Origin of the sequence: Stenotrophomonas sp. (assembly GCF_050737075.1) — a bacterium.
Taxonomy (GTDB): Bacteria; Pseudomonadota; Gammaproteobacteria; order Xanthomonadales; family Xanthomonadaceae; genus Stenotrophomonas.
The window spans coordinates 22975-41445 of record NZ_JBOHXV010000038.1; the positions used below are offsets into that span (position 1 = coordinate 22975).

General features: G+C 58.6%; 9 protein-coding genes and 1 pseudogene. 7 read left to right on the forward strand and 3 right to left on the reverse strand.

What is annotated here, in order from left to right; translation table 11 throughout:
- Window positions 1-140 precede the first annotated feature (140 nt).
- Entirely contained in the window at window positions 141-1322 is a 1182-nt protein-coding gene (gene mltA, locus ACREPD_RS11085; RefSeq protein WP_431599389.1) for a murein transglycosylase A, read from the forward strand.
- A gap of 178 nt (window positions 1323-1500) precedes the next feature.
- Here the strand turns inward: mltA and ACREPD_RS11090 are convergent.
- Window positions 1501-1569, reverse strand: a pseudogene (locus ACREPD_RS11090) (fasciclin domain-containing protein); the annotation flags it as partial.
- A gap of 122 nt (window positions 1570-1691) precedes the next feature.
- On the opposite strand from ACREPD_RS11090, the gene ACREPD_RS11095 reads away from it, so the two are divergent.
- Window positions 1692-2705: a tetratricopeptide repeat protein gene (locus ACREPD_RS11095; protein ID WP_431599390.1), complete on the forward strand. Its 1014-nt coding sequence runs from the start codon at window positions 1692-1694 to the stop codon at window positions 2703-2705.
- Between the two features lie 100 nt (window positions 2706-2805).
- Here ACREPD_RS11095 and ACREPD_RS11100 read toward each other — a convergent pair whose 3' ends face one another.
- Entirely contained in the window at window positions 2806-3369 is a 564-nt protein-coding gene (locus tag ACREPD_RS11100) for a fasciclin domain-containing protein (protein WP_431599391.1), read from the reverse strand.
- A 355-nt stretch (window positions 3370-3724) separates the two neighbouring features.
- Here ACREPD_RS11100 and ACREPD_RS11105 point away from each other — a divergent pair, with 355 nt between their 5' ends.
- The 5 genes from ACREPD_RS11105 to ACREPD_RS11125 all read left to right on the forward strand — a co-directional run bounded on the left by ACREPD_RS11105 (window position 3725) and on the right by ACREPD_RS11125 (window position 18347).
- Window positions 3725-4300, forward strand: coding sequence for a histidine phosphatase family protein (locus tag ACREPD_RS11105; protein ID WP_431599392.1), 576 nt, complete (start codon window positions 3725-3727; stop codon window positions 4298-4300).
- A 1569-nt stretch (window positions 4301-5869) separates the two neighbouring features.
- Window positions 5870-8290, forward strand: coding sequence for an integrase catalytic domain-containing protein (locus tag ACREPD_RS11110; protein ID WP_431599393.1), 2421 nt, complete (start codon window positions 5870-5872; stop codon window positions 8288-8290).
- On the forward strand, window positions 8290-9291 hold the full coding sequence (locus tag ACREPD_RS11115) for an AAA family ATPase (RefSeq protein WP_431599394.1): 1002 nt from the start codon (window positions 8290-8292) through the stop codon (window positions 9289-9291). The genes ACREPD_RS11110 and ACREPD_RS11115 overlap by 1 nt, the downstream gene beginning before the upstream one ends.
- A 66-nt stretch (window positions 9292-9357) precedes the next feature.
- Entirely contained in the window at window positions 9358-10647 is a 1290-nt protein-coding gene (locus ACREPD_RS11120; protein ID WP_431599398.1) for a TniQ family protein, read from the forward strand.
- A gap of 1406 nt (window positions 10648-12053) precedes the next feature.
- Window positions 12054-18347 carry a CHC2 zinc finger domain-containing protein gene (locus tag ACREPD_RS11125; RefSeq protein ID WP_431599395.1) on the forward strand — a complete coding sequence of 2098 codons (6294 nt, stop codon included), beginning with the start codon at window positions 12054-12056 and terminating at the stop codon, window positions 18345-18347.
- 26 nt (window positions 18348-18373) lie between these two features.
- Here ACREPD_RS11125 and ACREPD_RS11130 read toward each other — a convergent pair.
- A partial coding sequence (locus ACREPD_RS11130) for an IS3 family transposase (protein WP_046427907.1) occupies window positions 18374-18471 on the reverse strand: 98 nt, incomplete at its 5' end.

Genomic DNA, 18471 nt, shown 5'->3' on the forward strand with positions numbered 1-18471 from the left:
GCTGTGTCCATGCGCCCATCGAACGACCGCCACGGACGACGAGGCACGACGACGGACGACGGGGTAGAGCGGACTGTTAGTCCGCCGCTTCAGCAACACGCACCTACAATCAACGGCTGATATCGCCCAAAAGAGCACCCATGAAGGCCAAGCGCATCCCCGCCGCACTCAAGCACTCCGCCTTGACCCTTCTGGGCCTGTCCTTCCTCGCCGCCTGCAGCGTCAGCACTCCGAAGGCAGACGCACCGTCCGCCGGCACCAGAACCGCCACCAACACCTACGCCAAGGCCGATTGGAAGGAACTCCCTGCCGTCTCCGACGCCGATCTCCAGGCAGGCTTTTCCGCCTGGCGCAGCGCCTGCCCGCGCCTTAAAACCGACCCCACCTGGGCATCCACCTGCGCCGCCGCAGCCAACGTCGCCAGCGCTGGCGACATCCGCCAGTTCCTGCAGGACCGCCTCGACGTCTACGCACTGCGTGCCGCCGGCAACCGCGCCGACGGCCTCATCACCGGCTACTACGAACCGGTCTACCCCGGCAGTCTGACCCGCACGTCTGCGGCGTCGGTGCCGGTGTACGGCGTACCAAACGACATGGTCAGCGTGCAGCTCGACGACCTCTACCCCGAACTCAAGGGCAAGCGCCTGCGCGGCCGCGTACAGGGCCGCGTGCTCAGGCCCTACGACGACGCCGCCACCATCAACACCAAGGGCGCCAACGCACCGGTGCTGGCGTGGCTGACCCACCCCATGGACCTGCAGTTCCTGCAGATCCAGGGCTCCGGTCGCATCCGCCTGGACGATGGTCGCCAGCTGCGCATCGCCTACGCCGACCAGAACGGCCACCCGTATCGCCCCATCGGCCGCTGGCTGGTGGAGCAGGGCGAGCTGAAGAAGGAAGACGTCACCATGGACGCCATCCGCACCTGGGCCAACGCGCATCCGGCGCGGATTCCGGAACTGCTGGCCAGCAATCCCAGCTACGTGTTCTTCAGCAAGGGACCGGACGATGGCAACGGCCCGCGCGGCTCATTGAACGTGCCGCTGACGGCGGGCTACAGCGTCGCGGTGGACCGCACTGTGGTGCCGCTGGGCAGCCTGCTGTGGCTGTCGACCACGCGCCCGGACGGCACGCCGGTAGTGCGCCCGGTCGCCGCGCAGGACACCGGCGGCGCCATCGCCGGCGAAGTCCGTGCCGACCTGTTCTGGGGCACGGGCGATGAGGCCGGCAAGCTGGCCGGCGACATGAAGCAGAAGGGCAATATCTGGATGCTGTGGCCGAAGGGTGTGGCGTTGCCGGTCCCTGCCGCTGCTGACGCGTGATCGACGCGTCGATAACCGGATCCACCGACGCCCGTACCCTTCCGTAGAGCCACGCCATGCGTGGCTTCGCGGTGCCAGAACGCAGAGCAGCCACGCATGGCGTGGCTCTACGTTGCTCGAGGTTGATTGAGCCGGCCCTTGGCGGACATCCCGAGGGATGCCCGCCAATGCCGTAACGTCACTTCGGCATCAGGACCGTGTCGACAACATGGATCACGCCATTGGACTGCGTCACGTCAGCAATGGATCGCAGCGACAGCGGGATCGGCTGAGAACACGAAGACTGGGCGACAGGTGTTCGTGGACCAGCGGCAGACCCGATATCATCCCCACCAGAACATCTGGAGCGGATGACGAGTGAGAAAGTCCATGGAAGGCGTGATCGGGCCCTTGGGTCGCGTAGTGCTGTTTGTTGGTATGGCGGTGTTCGCCTGCAGCGCCCATGCGCTCGGCGATGACGAGGCCGCGTTGCTGAAACGTGTGCAGACCGCTGCAAAAGCCGGTGATGCGAAAGCGGAATACCAACTGGCCAATCTGTATCTCAGCGGAGGCGGTGTCGGCAGAGATGCGGCGAAGGCCGCGGCTTGGTATCGCAAGGCGGCTGAGCAGGGCTACGGGCCTGCCCAATCCGAACTGGGTGCGCTCTACCTGCGCGGAATCGGTGTGCCCAAAGACGAGGCTCAGGCCATTGTCTGGGTGCGCAAGGCGGCGGAGCAGGGCGAAGTGCTGGCACAGTCCGATCTGGGCATGATGTATCTGAACGGTCAGGGCGTGGAAAATGACAACGCTCAGGCCCTGGTCTGGCTGCGCAAGGCGGCCGAGCAGGGGTCTGCCGCCGGGCAGCACAACCTTGCCAGCCTGTATCAGCGGGGCGGGGGCGGACTGGCCAAAGACGATGCCGAAGCCAAGCGTTGGTACGGCAAGGCAGCGCTGCAGGACCGGTCGCAACTCGGCGTCAGCCAGTCCCGCATGGCGCTCTGCCTGTATGGCGGGGAACATGAAGTGTGGTGCACCGAGGCAGAAAGCCCTGGGGCCTTCGGCCCTGTGGAAGATCTGACAGCGGCCGCCGAGGGTGGCGATACCAACGCGCAGAGCAGGCTCGGCGACATCTACGGCAAAGGCATTGGGGTGCAGAAGGACGAGCTGCAGTTGTTCAACTGGTACCGCAAGGCGGCCACAGCGGGTTACGCGCCTGCGCAGACGCAGCTGGGATACATCTATTCCACCGGGCTCGGTGTACCCAAGGACGAAGACGCGAGCATCGCCTGGTACTGCGAGGCGGCCGCGCAGAGATACCGCAGGGCTCTCATCAATCTCGAGATCATGCGCACCTACGGGTTGTTCGATCCGGATGAATGTCCGGAGCGGCGGGCGCTACGCTGAACGCGGTAGCGCCACGCCCTGCGTGGCGCTACGTTGCTCGAGATTGAGTGAGCCCGGCCCTTGGCGGACATCGCGCTGGATGCCCGCCAATGCCGTCCCGTCACTTCGGCATCAGGACCGTGTCGATGACGTGGATCACGCCGTTGGACTGCGTTACGTCAGCAATGGAAACGCCGGCCTTTCCACCCTTCGCATCCACGACCCATAGCTTGCCTTCGTGCAGCTTGATGGTCAGCGGTTCTCCCTGGACCGTCTTCAGCGTGGTCATGCCGCCGTGCGCCTTCGCATCGGCCATCAGCTTCTGCGACGTGTAGGTGCCTGGTACCACGTGGTACGTCAGGATCTTGGTCAGATCTGCCTTGTGCTCAGGCTTGATCAGGGTATCGACGGTGCCGGCAGGCAGCTTGGCGAACGCCGCGTTGGTCGGCGCAAAGACGGTGAACGGACCCTTGCCGTTGAGCGTGTCCACCAGACCGGCGGCCTTCACTGCGGCCACCAGGGTCGTGTGGTCCTTGGAGTTGATCGCGTTCTCGACGATGGTCTTGGTCGGGTACATGGCGGCGCCGCCAACCATCACCGTGTCGGCGGCGTAGCTGAACGAAGCGGCGGAACAAAGTACGGCGAAACCGGCAATGGCGGTAACGCGATGAAGAATGGCACGCATGGTGTATCTCCTGGATTCTTCGGCCCTCAGGGTGAGGACATGGAAGGTACGGCGCCTCCCGCGAAACGTGAACCGATCACCAAAGTAGGTGCCACCGGACGCCCATAGTATGTGCAGACTGTCAGGGTTCTGACCGAGCATTGCCCCTCTTTGAGCGGCAAAGGGTGTGCAGCGCAAGGCACGCAAACGTAGCCTGCCCTAGTGTCAATGGTCCAGAACCATTGCGATAATAAGGCGGTAGGCCTAGTGACTCTTGATATTAGGGTGAGACAGCCTATGGTCAGAATTAGTTTGTCTCCCAGGCCCTGGATCACAGGCACCTGTCCAGAAGGCAAGTAGAGCGAGGAGAGGGAAGATGCTAGTGATGGTTAGACACGCGGAGAGTATGGCTAATGCAGGATTTGCAACCGCCGACCCAGAATCCATTGCCCTTACTGCCACGGGGGAACAGCAGGCTCGCGCGATGGCAATGACCTGGTCCGCTACGCCTGACCGCATCTTTACCTCACCCTTCCTCCGGGCAAGGCAGACGTCGCAACCACTGGCAGAGCGCTTCAACATGGTCGCCGTTCCCCTTGAGGTTCATGAGTTCACTTATCTGTCGCCGGAGCGGTGCGTTGGCACCTCGTCGGCAGATCGCAAACAGTGGGTAGCGGACTACTGGTCCCGTTGTGATCCAAATTATGTGGATGGACCGGGTGCTGAGTCGTTTGCTGAGCTAATCGTCCGCGCTGAGCGGGCATTGCGCATTCTTTGGTCCTACTCCGAGAATGAGCAGGTGGTCGTGTTCAGCCACGGGCAGTTGATGCAGGCGATGCGGTGGATTTGCGGGAACAAGGCTCCGTTGACGATAAACGCTGGAGCGATGGACACATTTCGAAGGCTGGATTTGGATCAACCTATAGCTCATTGCCAGAAGCTGTCTATTTGACTGGAAGTGCGCGCGGACAGTGTCCATCTTTCCCCGTCTCCGCTTTCCGGGCGCAGGTGGCTGGTCTCACCGGGCCAGACTCCTATCCGTCACTAGCGAACAGCAAAGCCTGTTGATGAGCGGCGCACCTTCGGTAGCGGTAGGGAATGACCGGGCTCACAGGCTCTGGGATGTGAATGCCATGTCTTTCAGCAGCGCGTCTCATCAAGTAACAGGGTTCGTGCACTGCGGCTTGGATCTGACTAGAGATCACGCTGTCATCCACGTGGATCGGAAAGCTCGTGTCGGGCAGGAGGCGAAGAAGTTGCTTCGTAAGTATGATCAACTCATGCGCGCACGGACGCACTCTGGGGTCTCGGCATGCTCCAGGCAGTGCTCGAATCAGGTAATTTGCCGCGTACCACTGGCGATCAGCTAACCGCTGCAGGTGGAACAAGCGATACGCGCAAGCCAGCATCAGAAAGCCGTAGATGTCACCTCGTTGGTAAAGGCGATCCAGGTCATAGGCCATGACCGGCACGCGGTTTTCCTCAGTGCTGGCCTCATCGCCTGGAAATGAGTAGCGGTCCCCGAGCAGCCCCGCACTGCATGCAAATAGGCGATTCCAGCCAACAACCGTCCTCATATCCCATTCTCGATGGCTGAGGGCTGCTAAGGGCCACTTAAGCGCCTCTTCGAGTTGGGGGTGGTGCAGGGCGAGGTGCTCGCGTCGCTTGAGTGATAGTGATCGCAAGCCCTGCCGATAAGCGCTGAACTCATCGCTGCGCATCATCAACGGACCATCTAGGCTGTCGCGCCGTAGAACATAGCGTGCTCTTAGCTCTTCCTCTCCGCCTTCCACCAGAGTCCATATATTCCACAGAATCCTGGAGTGCAGCCGGGCCGATGCATCAGCGGCTGGGCGGCCTAGATTAGAGCACTGCATCGCCTGGAGTGCTTGACAAGCTTCGTGCAACTCCCCCATCAGAAACCTCCAAAAAAAGTAGCCGTTAGAAGGGCAGTTTCGCTGGATGAAAACGCAACGGTGGAGCGTTAAGGTTAATGAGAACCTAGCGTTACTGGAGCTTACGTGAGCCTATCAAGTAATGGACCCGATGCCTTGTCTGTGGCTTGGGTGGCCCAAACCTATGGCGGGCTGGTTCCGGCTAAGGACCTGTCGCGACTGCTCGGCTTTAACAGCCCGGCGGCACTCAGGCGGGCACAAGCCACAGGTCGTCTACCAGTGCCGCTGTTTCGCCCACAAGGTCGTCGCGGGTGGTTCGCACACGCTGCTGATGTCAGTGCGTACCTTCAGTCTCAGGCACCTCAATCTCCGAGGGAGGCAGGCAGCCTATGACCTAGCCCCATCTGAACTTCCCTTCCCGGGATTCGGAAAAAGAAAACCCGTGAGGTAGGACTCACGGGTTCTCAGGTCGGCGACTTCACTGGTCTTGCCGGTACTTTCCCCTTCCCTGACCCCCCTGTCAAGCCTGCGCAGGCCTGTCACGGGCACCTATGTCCGACTCGGCTGGTAAGGCTCGCCTAGGCCTTTTGGACGGTGCTCCCGTGAGGTGCGCATGAGGAATCGGCATGTCCACAGACCCACAATTCGGTGGCTTATCGCTTGAAGACCGTCACCAGCTTTACACCCGAATAAAAGCAAGTGAGCTCAGTATTCGGCAGCTCGAGAACATGATTGCCGGCAGCGGAACCAAAACCGTAGGCAAGGCGGCGCTGAGAAACGTTCGTGTTAGACACAACTCAATCAAGAACGGTAGTGCGCGAACAGTTGAAAGCCACACGTGCGAGTTAGTCTTTGCCTATGAGCTTGAACTTGATCCCGAGGTGCTGGGCTACTACGTACAAGTACCATGCCGCCGCGTTCAGCGCACCACGGCGTCCGGGCGCAATCACATCAGCACTGCACATGTGGATTTTCTTGTATTTCGCAGGGACAACGTAGAGCTAGTGGAGTGCAAGCCGCTATCGTGGCTGGAGCGCCAACTGGCGCTTCCGGACTCCCTTTGGGCCAAGCAGGACGCGGTCTGGACCTATTCCCCCTACGCCCAATGGGCGCAGCAGCATGGCCTGGCGTTCAGAGTCTGGATACCGCCCACTCCAACCGGTGTGTACCTCCAGAACCTTGAAGCGTGTTACGCAGTAGCCGGTGATGCCCTTCAGCAACATGAAGCTACCGCAGTATCCAAGGCAGCTGGGCTAATCGCCAAGCGCCCCCGTCTGCTGGACAGTCTCCTCGCCGAGGTGCCCGGTTTCACACCGCGCCTAGCGCTTTGGATGCTGGGAAGATCGGCGGCCTTCGGGCCATGGCAGAGCACTCCCGCGGCTAGGACTGACCGCTTCCATCTGTATGGCACGAAGGAGCAGGCCAAGGAGGCGGACAAGCTACTGCTTGAATCCATTGTCAAAGCTCAGTCGCAACCAGCTGTGGACGATCCATTGCTGGTGGCAACCGCTACAGACCTCCAGCGGGCACACCAGCGACTCAGTAGGCTTGCGCTGATTGAGGCCGGAAGTCTGCCCGCAACACGACGGATGGGCGCTCTGCAGCGACAGGTTCGAAAGGCTGTTGCCGAAGGGAGATCCGCGCTTTCGGCTTGTCTTACCAAATATGCCTTTAGCGGAAACCGAGCGTCGCGCCTGCTTCCGGAACACGAGCAAGCCATAGAGACCGTCATCGCGCTGCACTGGAACACCGGGAGGGTATATAGACCGAAGGACTTGCTCTATGTGTTCGAAGAGGAGTGCCTTCGGTTAGGAGTTGACCCTTGCGGTAGGGGCCGACTGGATGCCAGACGAAGAAGCGAGAGCCCAACACGCCATGCGCTATCCACGGGCGGCTTTCGCGCCTACCACGCGACGCGTACACGCACCGATCCTCGCCATCGCTCGCTGCCTCCGATCGGATATGGCCACACACTGCACGTGGATTCGTCGGATCTAGATGTTCGCTGCGCGCCGAACCTGATTCACTGCTTCCCAGCAAGCAAAGCAAAGTTCTATATCGGCATAGACGGAGCGACGGGCTATCCGATGGCTCATGCATTGGTATTTGGCTCAGCAAGAACCGACGCCTTGGCATTGCTCATGCGTGAGTACGTCAAAAGACAGTGTTTCTTACCCAAGTTGATCCATCTGGATCGAGGGCCGGAGAACACCTCCCGCTGGCTGCAAGAGTTCTGCCATGGCGAGATCAGTTTAAGGTTCTCTCCAACGGCGGGCAGCGCCTGGAATGGCATTGCTGAGAACGCCATCAAGCAGGTCAACGAACAAGTAGCACACCGATTCCCGGGAAGCACGCGCCCCGACCAGATGGGACGTAAGGTCGACGGCAGGTTCAAGAGCCGAAACAATGCGAGGACGGACTTTGTCCGTGTGCACGAGGAGTTCCTGAAGTTCGTCTATCACGATCTTCCTATGACACCGGGGCCAGATGATATAACGCCAGCCGAGAATAAAGCTGAGGCGATCGCGGCCTACGGCGCTGTCGGAACACCGTGCGAATGGGACGATGGGTTCCTAATCAGAACTGCGATCAAGGTGGAGACCAAGAAGCGAATCGACCGCCAGCGTGGCGTACGCACTGCGGATGGTTGGTTCACCAGTGACGAGCTTTTACAAGAGCTGCGAACTGAGGATGCCAGTGAGGTTCGCAGCGATTGCTGTGATCCGAGTGTGATCTACGTGAAGGTTCGTGGAACCTGGTTCAAGGCATTCCACAACAGGGTGCAGAGCGATGCGCTGTTGTCGGATCAGGAACGACTGTTCCATTTACTCTGGTCACCCACGCTGCGGTCACAATCGGCAAGAAGGAAAGACGAAGTCGCGCGTGCTCGCTATTCGCGCCGAGTGCAAGCCCAGGCGGCAAGGCCCGCAACAGAGCACCTTGCCCCCGAACCGATGCCCAGCACCAATGAGAGTCTTGATATTGAAACAGTGCCACCGACGATCGCACAGGACATCGTCCCGTTCGATGAACGGGAGGATTACTGATGAAGATGGTTCAGCACCCAGCCTACGAGGGCCCACGCAAGCGCTTGCGAATGGCGCTTGACCAGCATCGTCCTGGGCATATGGTGTTCATTATTGGACCATCCGGCGTGGGCAAGACAACGATGAGGCGCTCGGTGATGCAGGAGATGTTTGGAAGGCCTGCATGCTGGGGACTTGGGCGGATACCCTTGGTCGAAACATTCGCCACACTTCCTCACGGCGCGTACTTCAGTTCCCGTCAGCTCGCTGTCTCTATTCTCCAGGAGCTGCACGCACCAACGTTGGCATGGCTACTGGATGGAAGCTATCTCGGGGAGGACGCCAAAATGGAAATTCGACGCGAGCTTGCCACTGCAGCATCGGAGTGGGAGTCCTTCGCGCGAACAAGACAGACGGAAGGCGAGTATTGGGGATTGGTGCAGCGAAGCTTAAGAGCGCGCAATTGCAAGTATGTATCTATCGATCAGGTCACAGCGCTATTGGTCAACCACAGGGACAAGTCCCCGGCTGATCACACCCTCCATCTGATGGCGATAGCTGAAGCCACAGGCGTGATGTTCGTCATGACTGGCGTGCACAAAGCCACGCAATTGTGGTCGATCAACTCCGAGTTGCGACGCCGCGTTACAACCGTTTGGGTGCCTCCATACAGTGATAAGCGTCGGGACGACAAGCTACCATTCCTTCGCCTGCTCAAGTCATTGGCCGCCCGCTACGAGCTTTCGCAGGATGATCTCCTAATCCGGATGGCCAACGATATCCTCGCCGCAACCGGCGGTGTATTCGCTGAAGTGGTTGAATTGCTGGGGCGGGCCGAGATTGCTGCGAAGCAAGAGGGATGCAACAGAATTCTCAAGCGACACATCGAGATCTCTTACTACGGAAGTGAGGATCTTAGGAATCTATGGCGGGACATCGACGCCTTCGAGATGAGCATGGTTGCCGGCAGTGTCACTGAGCGATCAGAACACGTGAAAGCGCGCTGGGGATCCCCAACTTGAGGTAAGGCGGCGATGACTATTGACTCAAGTCAGATGCGTTGGAGCGTCCTGCCGCCACTTGCCCTGATGGGCCTGGGTACTGGACTGGTGGAGTCAGCCGAGCATTACTGTGCGAGGCTTGCATGGACGGTGGGTTTGAGTGTTCGTGCTCTGTGTCCGCCTGTTCGTGCCGCGAGCGGAGTTCTGCAGCGCGCCCAGGCAATGGGAGCCAGCGGGTTCTGCGGCCCTGGAAGGCAATTCAAGCGTCGAGTCGAGCACCTTGAGCGGTTAACTGGCGTCGAACACATACGGCACGGCACGTTCTGGGTTGTCGATGACCTGTTGGCGGTGACCGGCGTGGGGCGCGACACCAAGCGGCAACGTTGGTGCCCACAATGCTTCCTGGAGTGGGATGAGGAACACTCCTACGAGCCCTTAATCTGGATGGTTGATGTGCAACAGAGCTGCCCGGTCCATCGTTGCGCCTTGGAAGCAGCTTGTCGGGCCTGCAGTTCCTTCCAGCCGACTGGGCGAGACTATCGACGGCGCCGCCATTGCTACCGCTGTGGTCAAGGCTTAGCGGGGCTGGGAAAGTTGGCTGCCCTACCTAGTCACCACATATGGGCCGAACATGCGCTTGCCGGATTGATCGCGCTCTGCGCGACTCCAGGACAGCCGCAAATACCGTACGAGCAGTACGAGCGCTTCGTACGCGGCCTCATTGAGATAAGTCTTGACCAGCCGAATCAGCCGGCTACGCTTCGCGCGGCGATGGCACGCTTGCGCTCCAACGCTATACGCGGACGGGTCACTCTTAGAACGCTAGTGAATCTATCCGCGCTGCAGGGGATCACGATTGCACAGATGCTACTTGATCCTGTCGCAGCTGCTTCGCGTCCTTTGATTGACCTGTGGTCAGGGTATCAGGCTCTGGAGTTCCCCGGCGGGAGGCATGGCACCAAGGTCGTGGCGTTTAGGCAGTGCTTACGCGAGATACTGAGCAAATGCGGAGAGCGGTACGTGCCTCCGATGAGATTCGTCTTAAGGAGCATGAAGATCAACAGAGATTTTGCCCGCGAGATGTGCGTAGACGTCTACGAAGACTACGAGGCCGCGTACCAACGTCAGGGGGGGTATCAATCACGACTGCATCGAGATCGCGCCTTTGTACTCGCCTTGCGTATGATTGGGCAGAACAATCAGAGCCCTTTCGCACCGTGCGACGCCCGAAAGGTTGCCAGGCAGGCCGCGAAAGCGGCGCGGGTGTCGTTGGAAGACGCAGAGGCAGCAACTAGGTCCGCTATTCACAGTTCGCGGGCCCTGGAACGAGCAAAAGGCGCGATGCTGTGCTCGACCAAAGATAACTTGAGTGGTTGAGCCAGCCACCAAACGATTTAAGCTCCAAGCCCAGTGGTTTGCAACGGAACCAAGTTCCCCCATACGTGGCTGCTTAGCGCATAGACGGTGCCTCAGAATTTGCCGCAAACTAGCTCAGTACCTCCCGTGCTCCGCCAGCGGGAACTCGTCGTCAACCGATGTACAGTCGGCGCGAGAAATTATCAACCTTCAGCATGGAGAGCATCGGAAATGAGCAATCAATTCAGGTCCGCAGAGCAGGAGTGCGGTCCAGCGGATGAAGAAGAGGAGTGTGTGATGTGCGGTGGAACCGGCGGTTGGCCTCGCCTCGGCGAGTGGGAGATGTGCAAGCCGTGCGATGGTAGCGGGAACAGCCCTGCACTTCGATCCGGGCATGGGAAGCGCGAGGAACTACACTGAGCGAGCATACGCCGGGGTAGAGTTTGTGCGCTCTGACCTGCTTATGAAGGTGGCACACCAAGAAGATGTCCCCGGATTCGTCACGGCGAAGACCGTTGGCGGTCCCAAAAATTCGGGAACAACGGGTCACGCCAAGTCTCATCCGAACTTCGACGCCTGGGTCTGGGCGCACATGAACCGCGCCAGCTCATCCGGTTAGACAGATTGACGTGCCGGACCTATCAGGGAGCAGGCCCTGTCTTGGATGCCAATTCGGCGCGTATACGCATCAACATCAGATCGCGCAACTTCCCAACCCGCTGTCCATCAACGGCCGCTACGTAGAGGTCGTCATCACGCTGTAAAATGGGGAGGCCTTCCAGACGGAGTGAGGCGGTGGCCTCAATGAGTGCGTGTCGGCACTGAGCTGTGTTGGACATGGATTACTCCGAGCCTGATAGTGAGTTATGGCGCCTGGCTAGCTCGCCGCACGTCCGATCTGGCGCATAGCAGGCGCAGCCTTAACAGTGCGACAAGTTGAGCTATGGAGGCTGGGCTTGGAACCCGATGCGCGCGCATGACCCGATAGATTAGCTTCAAGTCGATCGCTGACAACACTTGCTGAACGAGCTGACGACACACCTGTGCGTATGAGCGGTGATAGCCGTGGTTCGGCAGCGGCGAGACCGCCGCCTTCATCTAGGCGATCAATTCCGGTCCATCCAGCGTTCGATGCGATCGCCCCGTTCGCCATCCGGCGGGATTGGCGGCCAGCGACCCATCTTCAGAGTGCCGCTGAACAACGTAGTGGGTTTACACAGCTAGTTGGGTCCTTAGTCGAATTGAGGGCGTTCTGGGAGGCTGCTTATTGACCTGGAGATCAACCTCATAAGATGGCTCAGCAAGAATCCCGTGATGCACGTCATCAGGCTGGATTGAATCTATAAGGCGAGCTGTTAAGCTCCCCAGACAATGGCTGAATAGGCAGGGGGTTGGGAATGGCGTGGTATGACATAGGCGACCTGTTGATGAAGGTGCCGCTGGAGGATCTTGCAGCTCGCCTGGGTCTGAGGATGGAGCGCCGCAATCATCAAGTTAGCGCCCTCTGCCCATTCCACCAGGACACAAGGCCCTCCCTCAGCTTTTACCCCGCAGCAAAGGGGAGTCTCCCACATTTCCACTGTTTTGCCTGCGGTGCACATGGTAATGCAGTCGATCTAGTAAGAGAGATTAACGGGAGTGACTTCAAGGGTAGTGTTGAGTGGCTTGCTCGGCTCTACGACGTCCAGCCCGTGAGGGGAAAGCCCGAGGCGGCCTACTCGAGGAGTAATAGAGTATCGGCCTTAGATTTTGCCATTCGACAGTTCAACCTGCATCACGATGTGGGACGATTCGAAAGCTGGTGCTCCGATCGCGGGTTTGACGCGGCGTTCTTGTATGGCAAGGGATTGAGGTGCATACCGCAGGGGGTGCTGGTTGCTGCGGCGGATAAGTTGGGAGTCGGAGAGAGGCTGGAGTTGTTAGACGGCTTGCTGGGGCTAGGTCTGGTCCGGCGGCTGCGAACACCTGGTGGAATTAATCAGCACAAACTAGATTACAGCGATCAGTTCAGCGACTATTTTGATGATGGTCGCATTGTAATTCCCGTATACGATGTCGGAAAAGGAGGCTCGCGCGCGGTTGGATTTGCGGGGAGGCTCCTCGATGACGTAGCGGGAGGCGAGGTTCCGAAGTATCGTCTTACGCCAGGTTTTAAGAAATCAGATTATCTATTCAATGCGGATTCCGCCTTTTTGGCAGTTATTGATGAGCTGAAGGAAGGCAGGCCATCGAATCTGTACATAGTTGAAGGGTTCTTGGATGCGTTGCGTCTAGAATCACTTGGCAAACACGCGATTGGCTTGATGGGCACGAGCCTGAGTAAAGATCAGTTCAGGTTGCTTTCGGATTTTGTGGAGGCTCGGGCGGACAACGCGAAGCCACTTCGGATATGCGTATTTCTTGATAATGATGCCGCTGGGTTTCGCGGGGCGGAGCGGCTCGTCCGAGATTTACTGGGCATGGTCGGTGTAGACCTCCAGTGGATGGGTGTCCATTGGAAAACACGGCCAAGCATTGGAAAAGATCCTGATGCATGTCTGCGCGATATATCTGGAGACGAGCATGCGGATGCGTGGCTGGCAGAGTACAGTCTACCCGCTGAAGCAGCGCTTTTGATTGCATCGCTTGGCGGTAAAGATAGTTCGGTGCTCGCCGACGATAACTGGAAGATTCTGCCTACGGCGGTGAAAGAACGGGCGCTCTTTCGGGCTGCGGTTGCGATAAATAGGGCCCGTGGCAAGCGGCAACACAGTTCGTTCTTCGCACGTCTCGCCTACGTCGAGTCGATCTGGGCAGATGAGCTGGGGCAAGTGCTGGCAGAGGATGGTAATGCTCTAGCCAGGATTTCAGCTGCCGTCTATCTTAACGGCGAGTTTGAACGAACAGCATTGGCCCGCACTTTGGCATATTTTGGTTCTCGTCGGGGAGAGCTGCCGTGTGACGAAGAGGCTTGGATAACGCTTGGTGCGAACGCGCGCCTGTTCGACACAGTCGCGCTTGATAGATTGAAGAGCGTAACCGCCGAAGGCTCTTCCTGGCGGCAAGCAGCGCCGTTTGATGCGGTCAATCTGCCCAGAAAGCTGAGTAGCGAAGAGAGCGCATTGAACGACGCGCGGCTCAAAGTAATGCCGCATCCGGCCGACTTGCACGCTCAACAGATTTTTCTCAATGAGTTGCTTACTGAAAGGCATGATCGTATTAGCGCGGGAGGAAGAACGTTCTCCTCCAGCATCCCTGCAGTCAGATGGTACTCTTCACGGGACGAGGTGATTGTCACCGGACCCTTCTCTGCTCTAAATGAACCCGACCGACAAGCTGGTGAGCCGGCAACGTTGAGTTTTGGCTACCAGATCGACATGGAGGTGCTAGAGGGGCACAAGACGCCTTCAGACCAAGGTATGTTCCGCCCTTTCAGCCAATGCTGGCGCGACTTCATGCAGTGCTTGGGTGAGCAATGCCGCTCCATAGGCTCTCAGGTCCACGTGCTTCGGCTAGATGTTCGGCGCTATTACGATACCGTGCAGCGGTTTGTAGTCCGAGATCGTCTACTCGCACCATTGATCGAGGAGATCAACGCTTCAGGATTGCCGGTCGGTTTCTCAAACATCCTCGGTTTGAAAGAGGAGCAGGGGAGTGATGAATGGGCGGCATCGTTGGAGCGACTGTTGATGGGGTTCCAGTTCGGGTACGCCTATCGGAACCCGGAGCAAGACGGGCTCGACAGCCGCGGTGAAGAGACTGTGGGAATCCCTCAGGGCCCAGTGATTTCTGCGTACATCGGGACCATCGCGCTGTTTCCGGTAGACAACTGTGCTCGAAAATTCATTCGGGAAAGTTCTAGGGTATCGGAAAGCGGACAAACGCTTCCTCGAGCAGGTTACGCCCGTTACGTTGATGACATCGTCATTTTTGCCGAGAGTGCACAGCTACTTGGTGACCTCCGCGAAGCCCTTCAAGCGGAAGCGCGGCTGTCTTCGGTTGCCTTGATTCACAAAGGCGATCGCGTGCGCGCAGGTTCGCCACAGGAAGTGATGAGGCAGTTAAACGAGGGCCGTGGGCTCGCTGCCTCGGTTCCAGGTCTGGAAGCGCCGCTTGTAGGCGACGGAGAAGCCGGGTGGGGCTTGGCTCGGGATGCGCTGAGCGTAAACCGGCAGTGTGCCCTTCGGATGTTGCGCCATCCGGATCTAGTTGCAAATCCGCCCGCCATACTTCCCCAAGTAAGGGCCGCAATGGGTGCTAAGGATCTGCGGCCGAACGACCTTGGCCTCTGCGCACGCTGGCTCTGGTGGCTGGTCGCGTGCGATACCAACGACCTAGCAGAGCAGCCGAGCTCGGAGATCTGGAGCAGGTTCTGGGCGGCCTGGGACAAAGCTTACGACGAGCGTCACCGGACCAAAGACGGAGGAGATTGGTACCCCGCCTTCAAAGAACGGGGTTATCACTGGCTGTATGCCCTTGAGGGATTGGATCGGCTGCTTGACCCTAATCCATGGGTTGAGAATGGTCAGACAATTGAGGAAATTCCGCAAAGCCGGGCGCGTCGTCAGTCCCTGGCACAAGCTGTATGCAGCACGGAATTCTTCAGAGATCTCGCCGCAAAGGAGAATCAATCACACTTGCGACGACGTGCATGGTTGATTGTGGCAAAGGCTCGAAGGCTGTCGCGTAACAGCGCGTGTGGGCATTCAGTTAGCATCCATCATGCAGGGGCTGTGACCTCTGTGGAATGGCTCTGTCTGGCTGCTGAAGCGCTGTACTTTACCCCTCATTCAGATGAGCTTGCAGATTGGGAGCCATTGAACGAAATGAGGAATCGAGAAAATTTTCGCTCGTACGGAGATGATGGCCTGCGTCTTGCGGATGCCGTGAGAGATCTACTGAAGAATAAAGTCAATCGACCTGAGCATGAGGCACGAGATGAGGTCGTCCGAGGGTTGGCTATAGACTTCATCTTGAACAGCGCTCCCGGGTGCAAGGGCCTAGATATTCTGAGTGGGTTCGATAACTTGTTCAAGGTGCCAGGGGCCGGCGATATAAAGCTTATTGCGCACCTTCCGGTTTCGGATGGAGCCAGCTCGCTATATGCGTTGGAAAGTATTTCTACCTCTCAAGGTAGGCGCGTGTATGTGTACACGGCGCCGCGCACGACGACGCGATCACGGACATTCATTGGTGTAGCATTGCGTGGGGAGCAGCTCACACCTGAATTCTCAGAGTTGGAATTCAGTCCTGAGGAAAGTGAGGCCACACGTTTAGGTGTGGAGAGAAGCGAGGAGGTGATCCCATGGGCGCTCGCCGGCCCAGAATTGGTCAAGTCGCTTGGCTCCAAAACAAGGGCAGCTGTCAGCCTATTTGATGGTTTGTACGCAATTCATCTTGACGTCAGTAAGGGCGAAGCGGCTGCCTATGTACCCTTCATGCCGCAGTTGGTACACCATGAGCGCGACGACCAAGTTCTAATTCATCTAGTCGGCGAGCCGGTGAAGCGGGAGTCTTTGGGTGTCAATGCATGGTTCCATGATTGGGACGGCCGGGTCCGTACCACGAGCGTTCCCATGGCGCATGCTGATATATGGCGGGTCGGGTGGGCGGTAGCCGATCTCCTTGGTGTTGCGGCAGATATGTCAGGTGAGACGGGAAACCGCGAAGAGACATTGGCCGAAGAGGCCCTCTCGGTCGAATCCTCCGGTGAACTGCGGACGCAGGCGCATGCTGAGCTCATTGAAGGCTATGTCCTTAGGCAGCAGCTTCGGAAGTTGCAGGGTGCCTATTTGTCAGAGGCGCAGGTTGACATTTCCACTGTTGGAGTGGGCGAAAGGACGCTGCCAAGAACGGTACGGCGGGCGTTAGACCTCTTAAGAAATTATCCCGCAGACGAGGATCTGCGGACTAGGACATGGTATGTGTTGCTCATGGAGGCGCATACCCGGGGCATGGCTGCTCGCCTGCGCCCTGGCGGTGCCGCCGGTCTACGCAACACTCTGCACCTAGTGTTCCCTGAGGCCATTGGGCGCCTGCCCTTGTGGCTACTGCAAGGCATTGATCTCAGGCCAACCGGATCAGTTGGTCGTGAGAACCGTCCTGAGCTTTTGCTGTTGCAAGCTCTCTACGGCGCGATGCAGGAAATGCCGCAAGGTAGCGAATCCGGGGAGGGTGTCTATGGCGGGCCAGTGCTGCGGCTTGCACTGGCACTCGCGGTTGCCACGGCGGGGCTAAGGGGTTGCGTTGCCGCAGTGTGGGGGCTTACACAAGGTAACGAGAACCGCCTTAAAGATAGCCTCGGCCTGCCCACCACGTGGGTACTACCGGACGAGCAGCGTGCCGATCCGCAGGGTGACTATCGCGCGATCTGTACATGGCTGACCGATGCCAATGGTGAGGCGCTCGAACGTGCAACGCCTTGGCACTGGATGCTAGTCCTTGTTGGGTTGCTGGAATCCACCTTCCCCCGGGCCTTGGAGATTCCAGAGCTTAGCAAGGCCTTCTCCGTGATCAGTGCGTGGCGATATGGTAGTGCTGGGTCCGAATGGGCAGATGTGCATGACGAAGCGCACGTGTGGCCATTTGACGACCTCCCCGCGCTTAGCCAATCGGACTGTGATGAATTGGTCCGCGCAGTCGCCGGTGCAGCGGTTCGTGTTGACGCGCTGCTTGGTCTCTGCGTCGTTCCTGTGGAGGGACCAAGTTTTCGCAGAGATGCGCATACCGATGAGTTCACGGATGCTAAGGATGTAGGCTGGCAGCTGTCCAAGGCCCAGTACACGTGCCTCGGTGGGGGGGGCGTTGAAAGAGTGCTGATTGGTACTCGTAGGTTGTCCGCTTGGACCGAGACTAGGAGGAAGGAGGATGGCGAGCTAGTAGCCGTTCATTGGCTTGGAGGGAAGTTGGGGAAATGGCTTGGGCTACACGAGAAACGCGCGCCTATCAGCCCAGTACAACGGCCAGTCCTACTAGGTAGACAACCTACTGGTCCTGATGAACAGCCGCCATTGGCGGTCCGGGATCATGGACTCTTGATGCGTGGTGGCAGCATTGCTGCACCAGAGTCTGAAATGGCCACTCACGCCTTGGAAAGCGACCAAGGTGCAGTCGCAAATGCAGATGTAGGGGCATCTGCGGATGGTGGGCGGGCACCTGATCAAGAGGGCAACCCCAGCGCCAGTACTAATGAATTCTTCGCGAGGCTACGCGAGATTCAAGCAGCTTCCTTTGCTATCCGTCGACGATCGGGATCCGATGGCCCCGAAGCCAAATCGTCCCACTTTCGCGTGGCATTGCTCCAGCTCAGCGCACCAGACAGTTACTGCCATCCGGTGGTTGAAGTTGGTATTGATGGGCTGCCACTTACAGGGAGCACATGCGATTCCTTGCAATCTGTACTGAATAGTGATCGTTTCAACGATGTCAGAGCGGCAGGACTTCGCGGGAACGAGCATTACTGGAAGCAATCGGTGAATGTCATCTCGTGGCCAGAACACCGGCGGCGTGCTGTTCTGCGCGAGGCGCTCAATGCTTCCCATAAGCTCAGAGTCGAGCTGCTGGTACTCCCCGAGGTGAGCCTTCGCAAGGAGACGATTGAGTGGATGAAGGCTGAGTTGACCAAGCACTATCCTGGACTTTCGGTACTTGCTGGCACCTACCGAAACTTCTCCTCAGGCTCAGGCACGGATCATTTAAAGGAAATGCTCACTCTGCTGTGGCGGCCCGAGAAGTCGCTTTGAATCGCCCAGGGTTTTGTAGACAGTCGTCAGCCGTTTAGTGCGTACTGCTTCTCGAACTCTACCGGGGACAGCCCGTCGTTGGAACTGTGCCGCCGTTTTGGGTTGTAAAACATCTCGATGTACT

What these genes read in the sequence shown, in the direction of transcription:
- ACREPD_RS11110 (WP_431599393.1), top strand. Translation starts at nt 5,870, where the DNA reads ATGTCCACAGACCCACAATTCGGTGGCTTATCGCTTGAAGACCGTCAC.
- ACREPD_RS11125 (WP_431599395.1), top strand. Translation starts at nt 12,054, where the DNA reads ATGAAGGTGCCGCTGGAGGATCTTGCAGCTCGCCTGGGTCTGAGGATG.
- ACREPD_RS11105 (WP_431599392.1), top strand. Translation starts at nt 3,725, where the DNA reads ATGCTAGTGATGGTTAGACACGCGGAGAGTATGGCTAATGCAGGATTT.
- ACREPD_RS11120 (WP_431599398.1), top strand. Translation starts at nt 9,358, where the DNA reads ATGGGCCTGGGTACTGGACTGGTGGAGTCAGCCGAGCATTACTGTGCG.
- ACREPD_RS11095 (WP_431599390.1), top strand. Translation starts at nt 1,692, where the DNA reads ATGGAAGGCGTGATCGGGCCCTTGGGTCGCGTAGTGCTGTTTGTTGGT.
- ACREPD_RS11115 (WP_431599394.1), top strand. Translation starts at nt 8,290, where the DNA reads ATGAAGATGGTTCAGCACCCAGCCTACGAGGGCCCACGCAAGCGCTTG.
- mltA (WP_431599389.1), top strand. Translation starts at nt 141, where the DNA reads ATGAAGGCCAAGCGCATCCCCGCCGCACTCAAGCACTCCGCCTTGACC.
- ACREPD_RS11100 (WP_431599391.1), bottom strand. Translation starts at nt 3,369, where the DNA reads ATGCGTGCCATTCTTCATCGCGTTACCGCCATTGCCGGTTTCGCCGTA.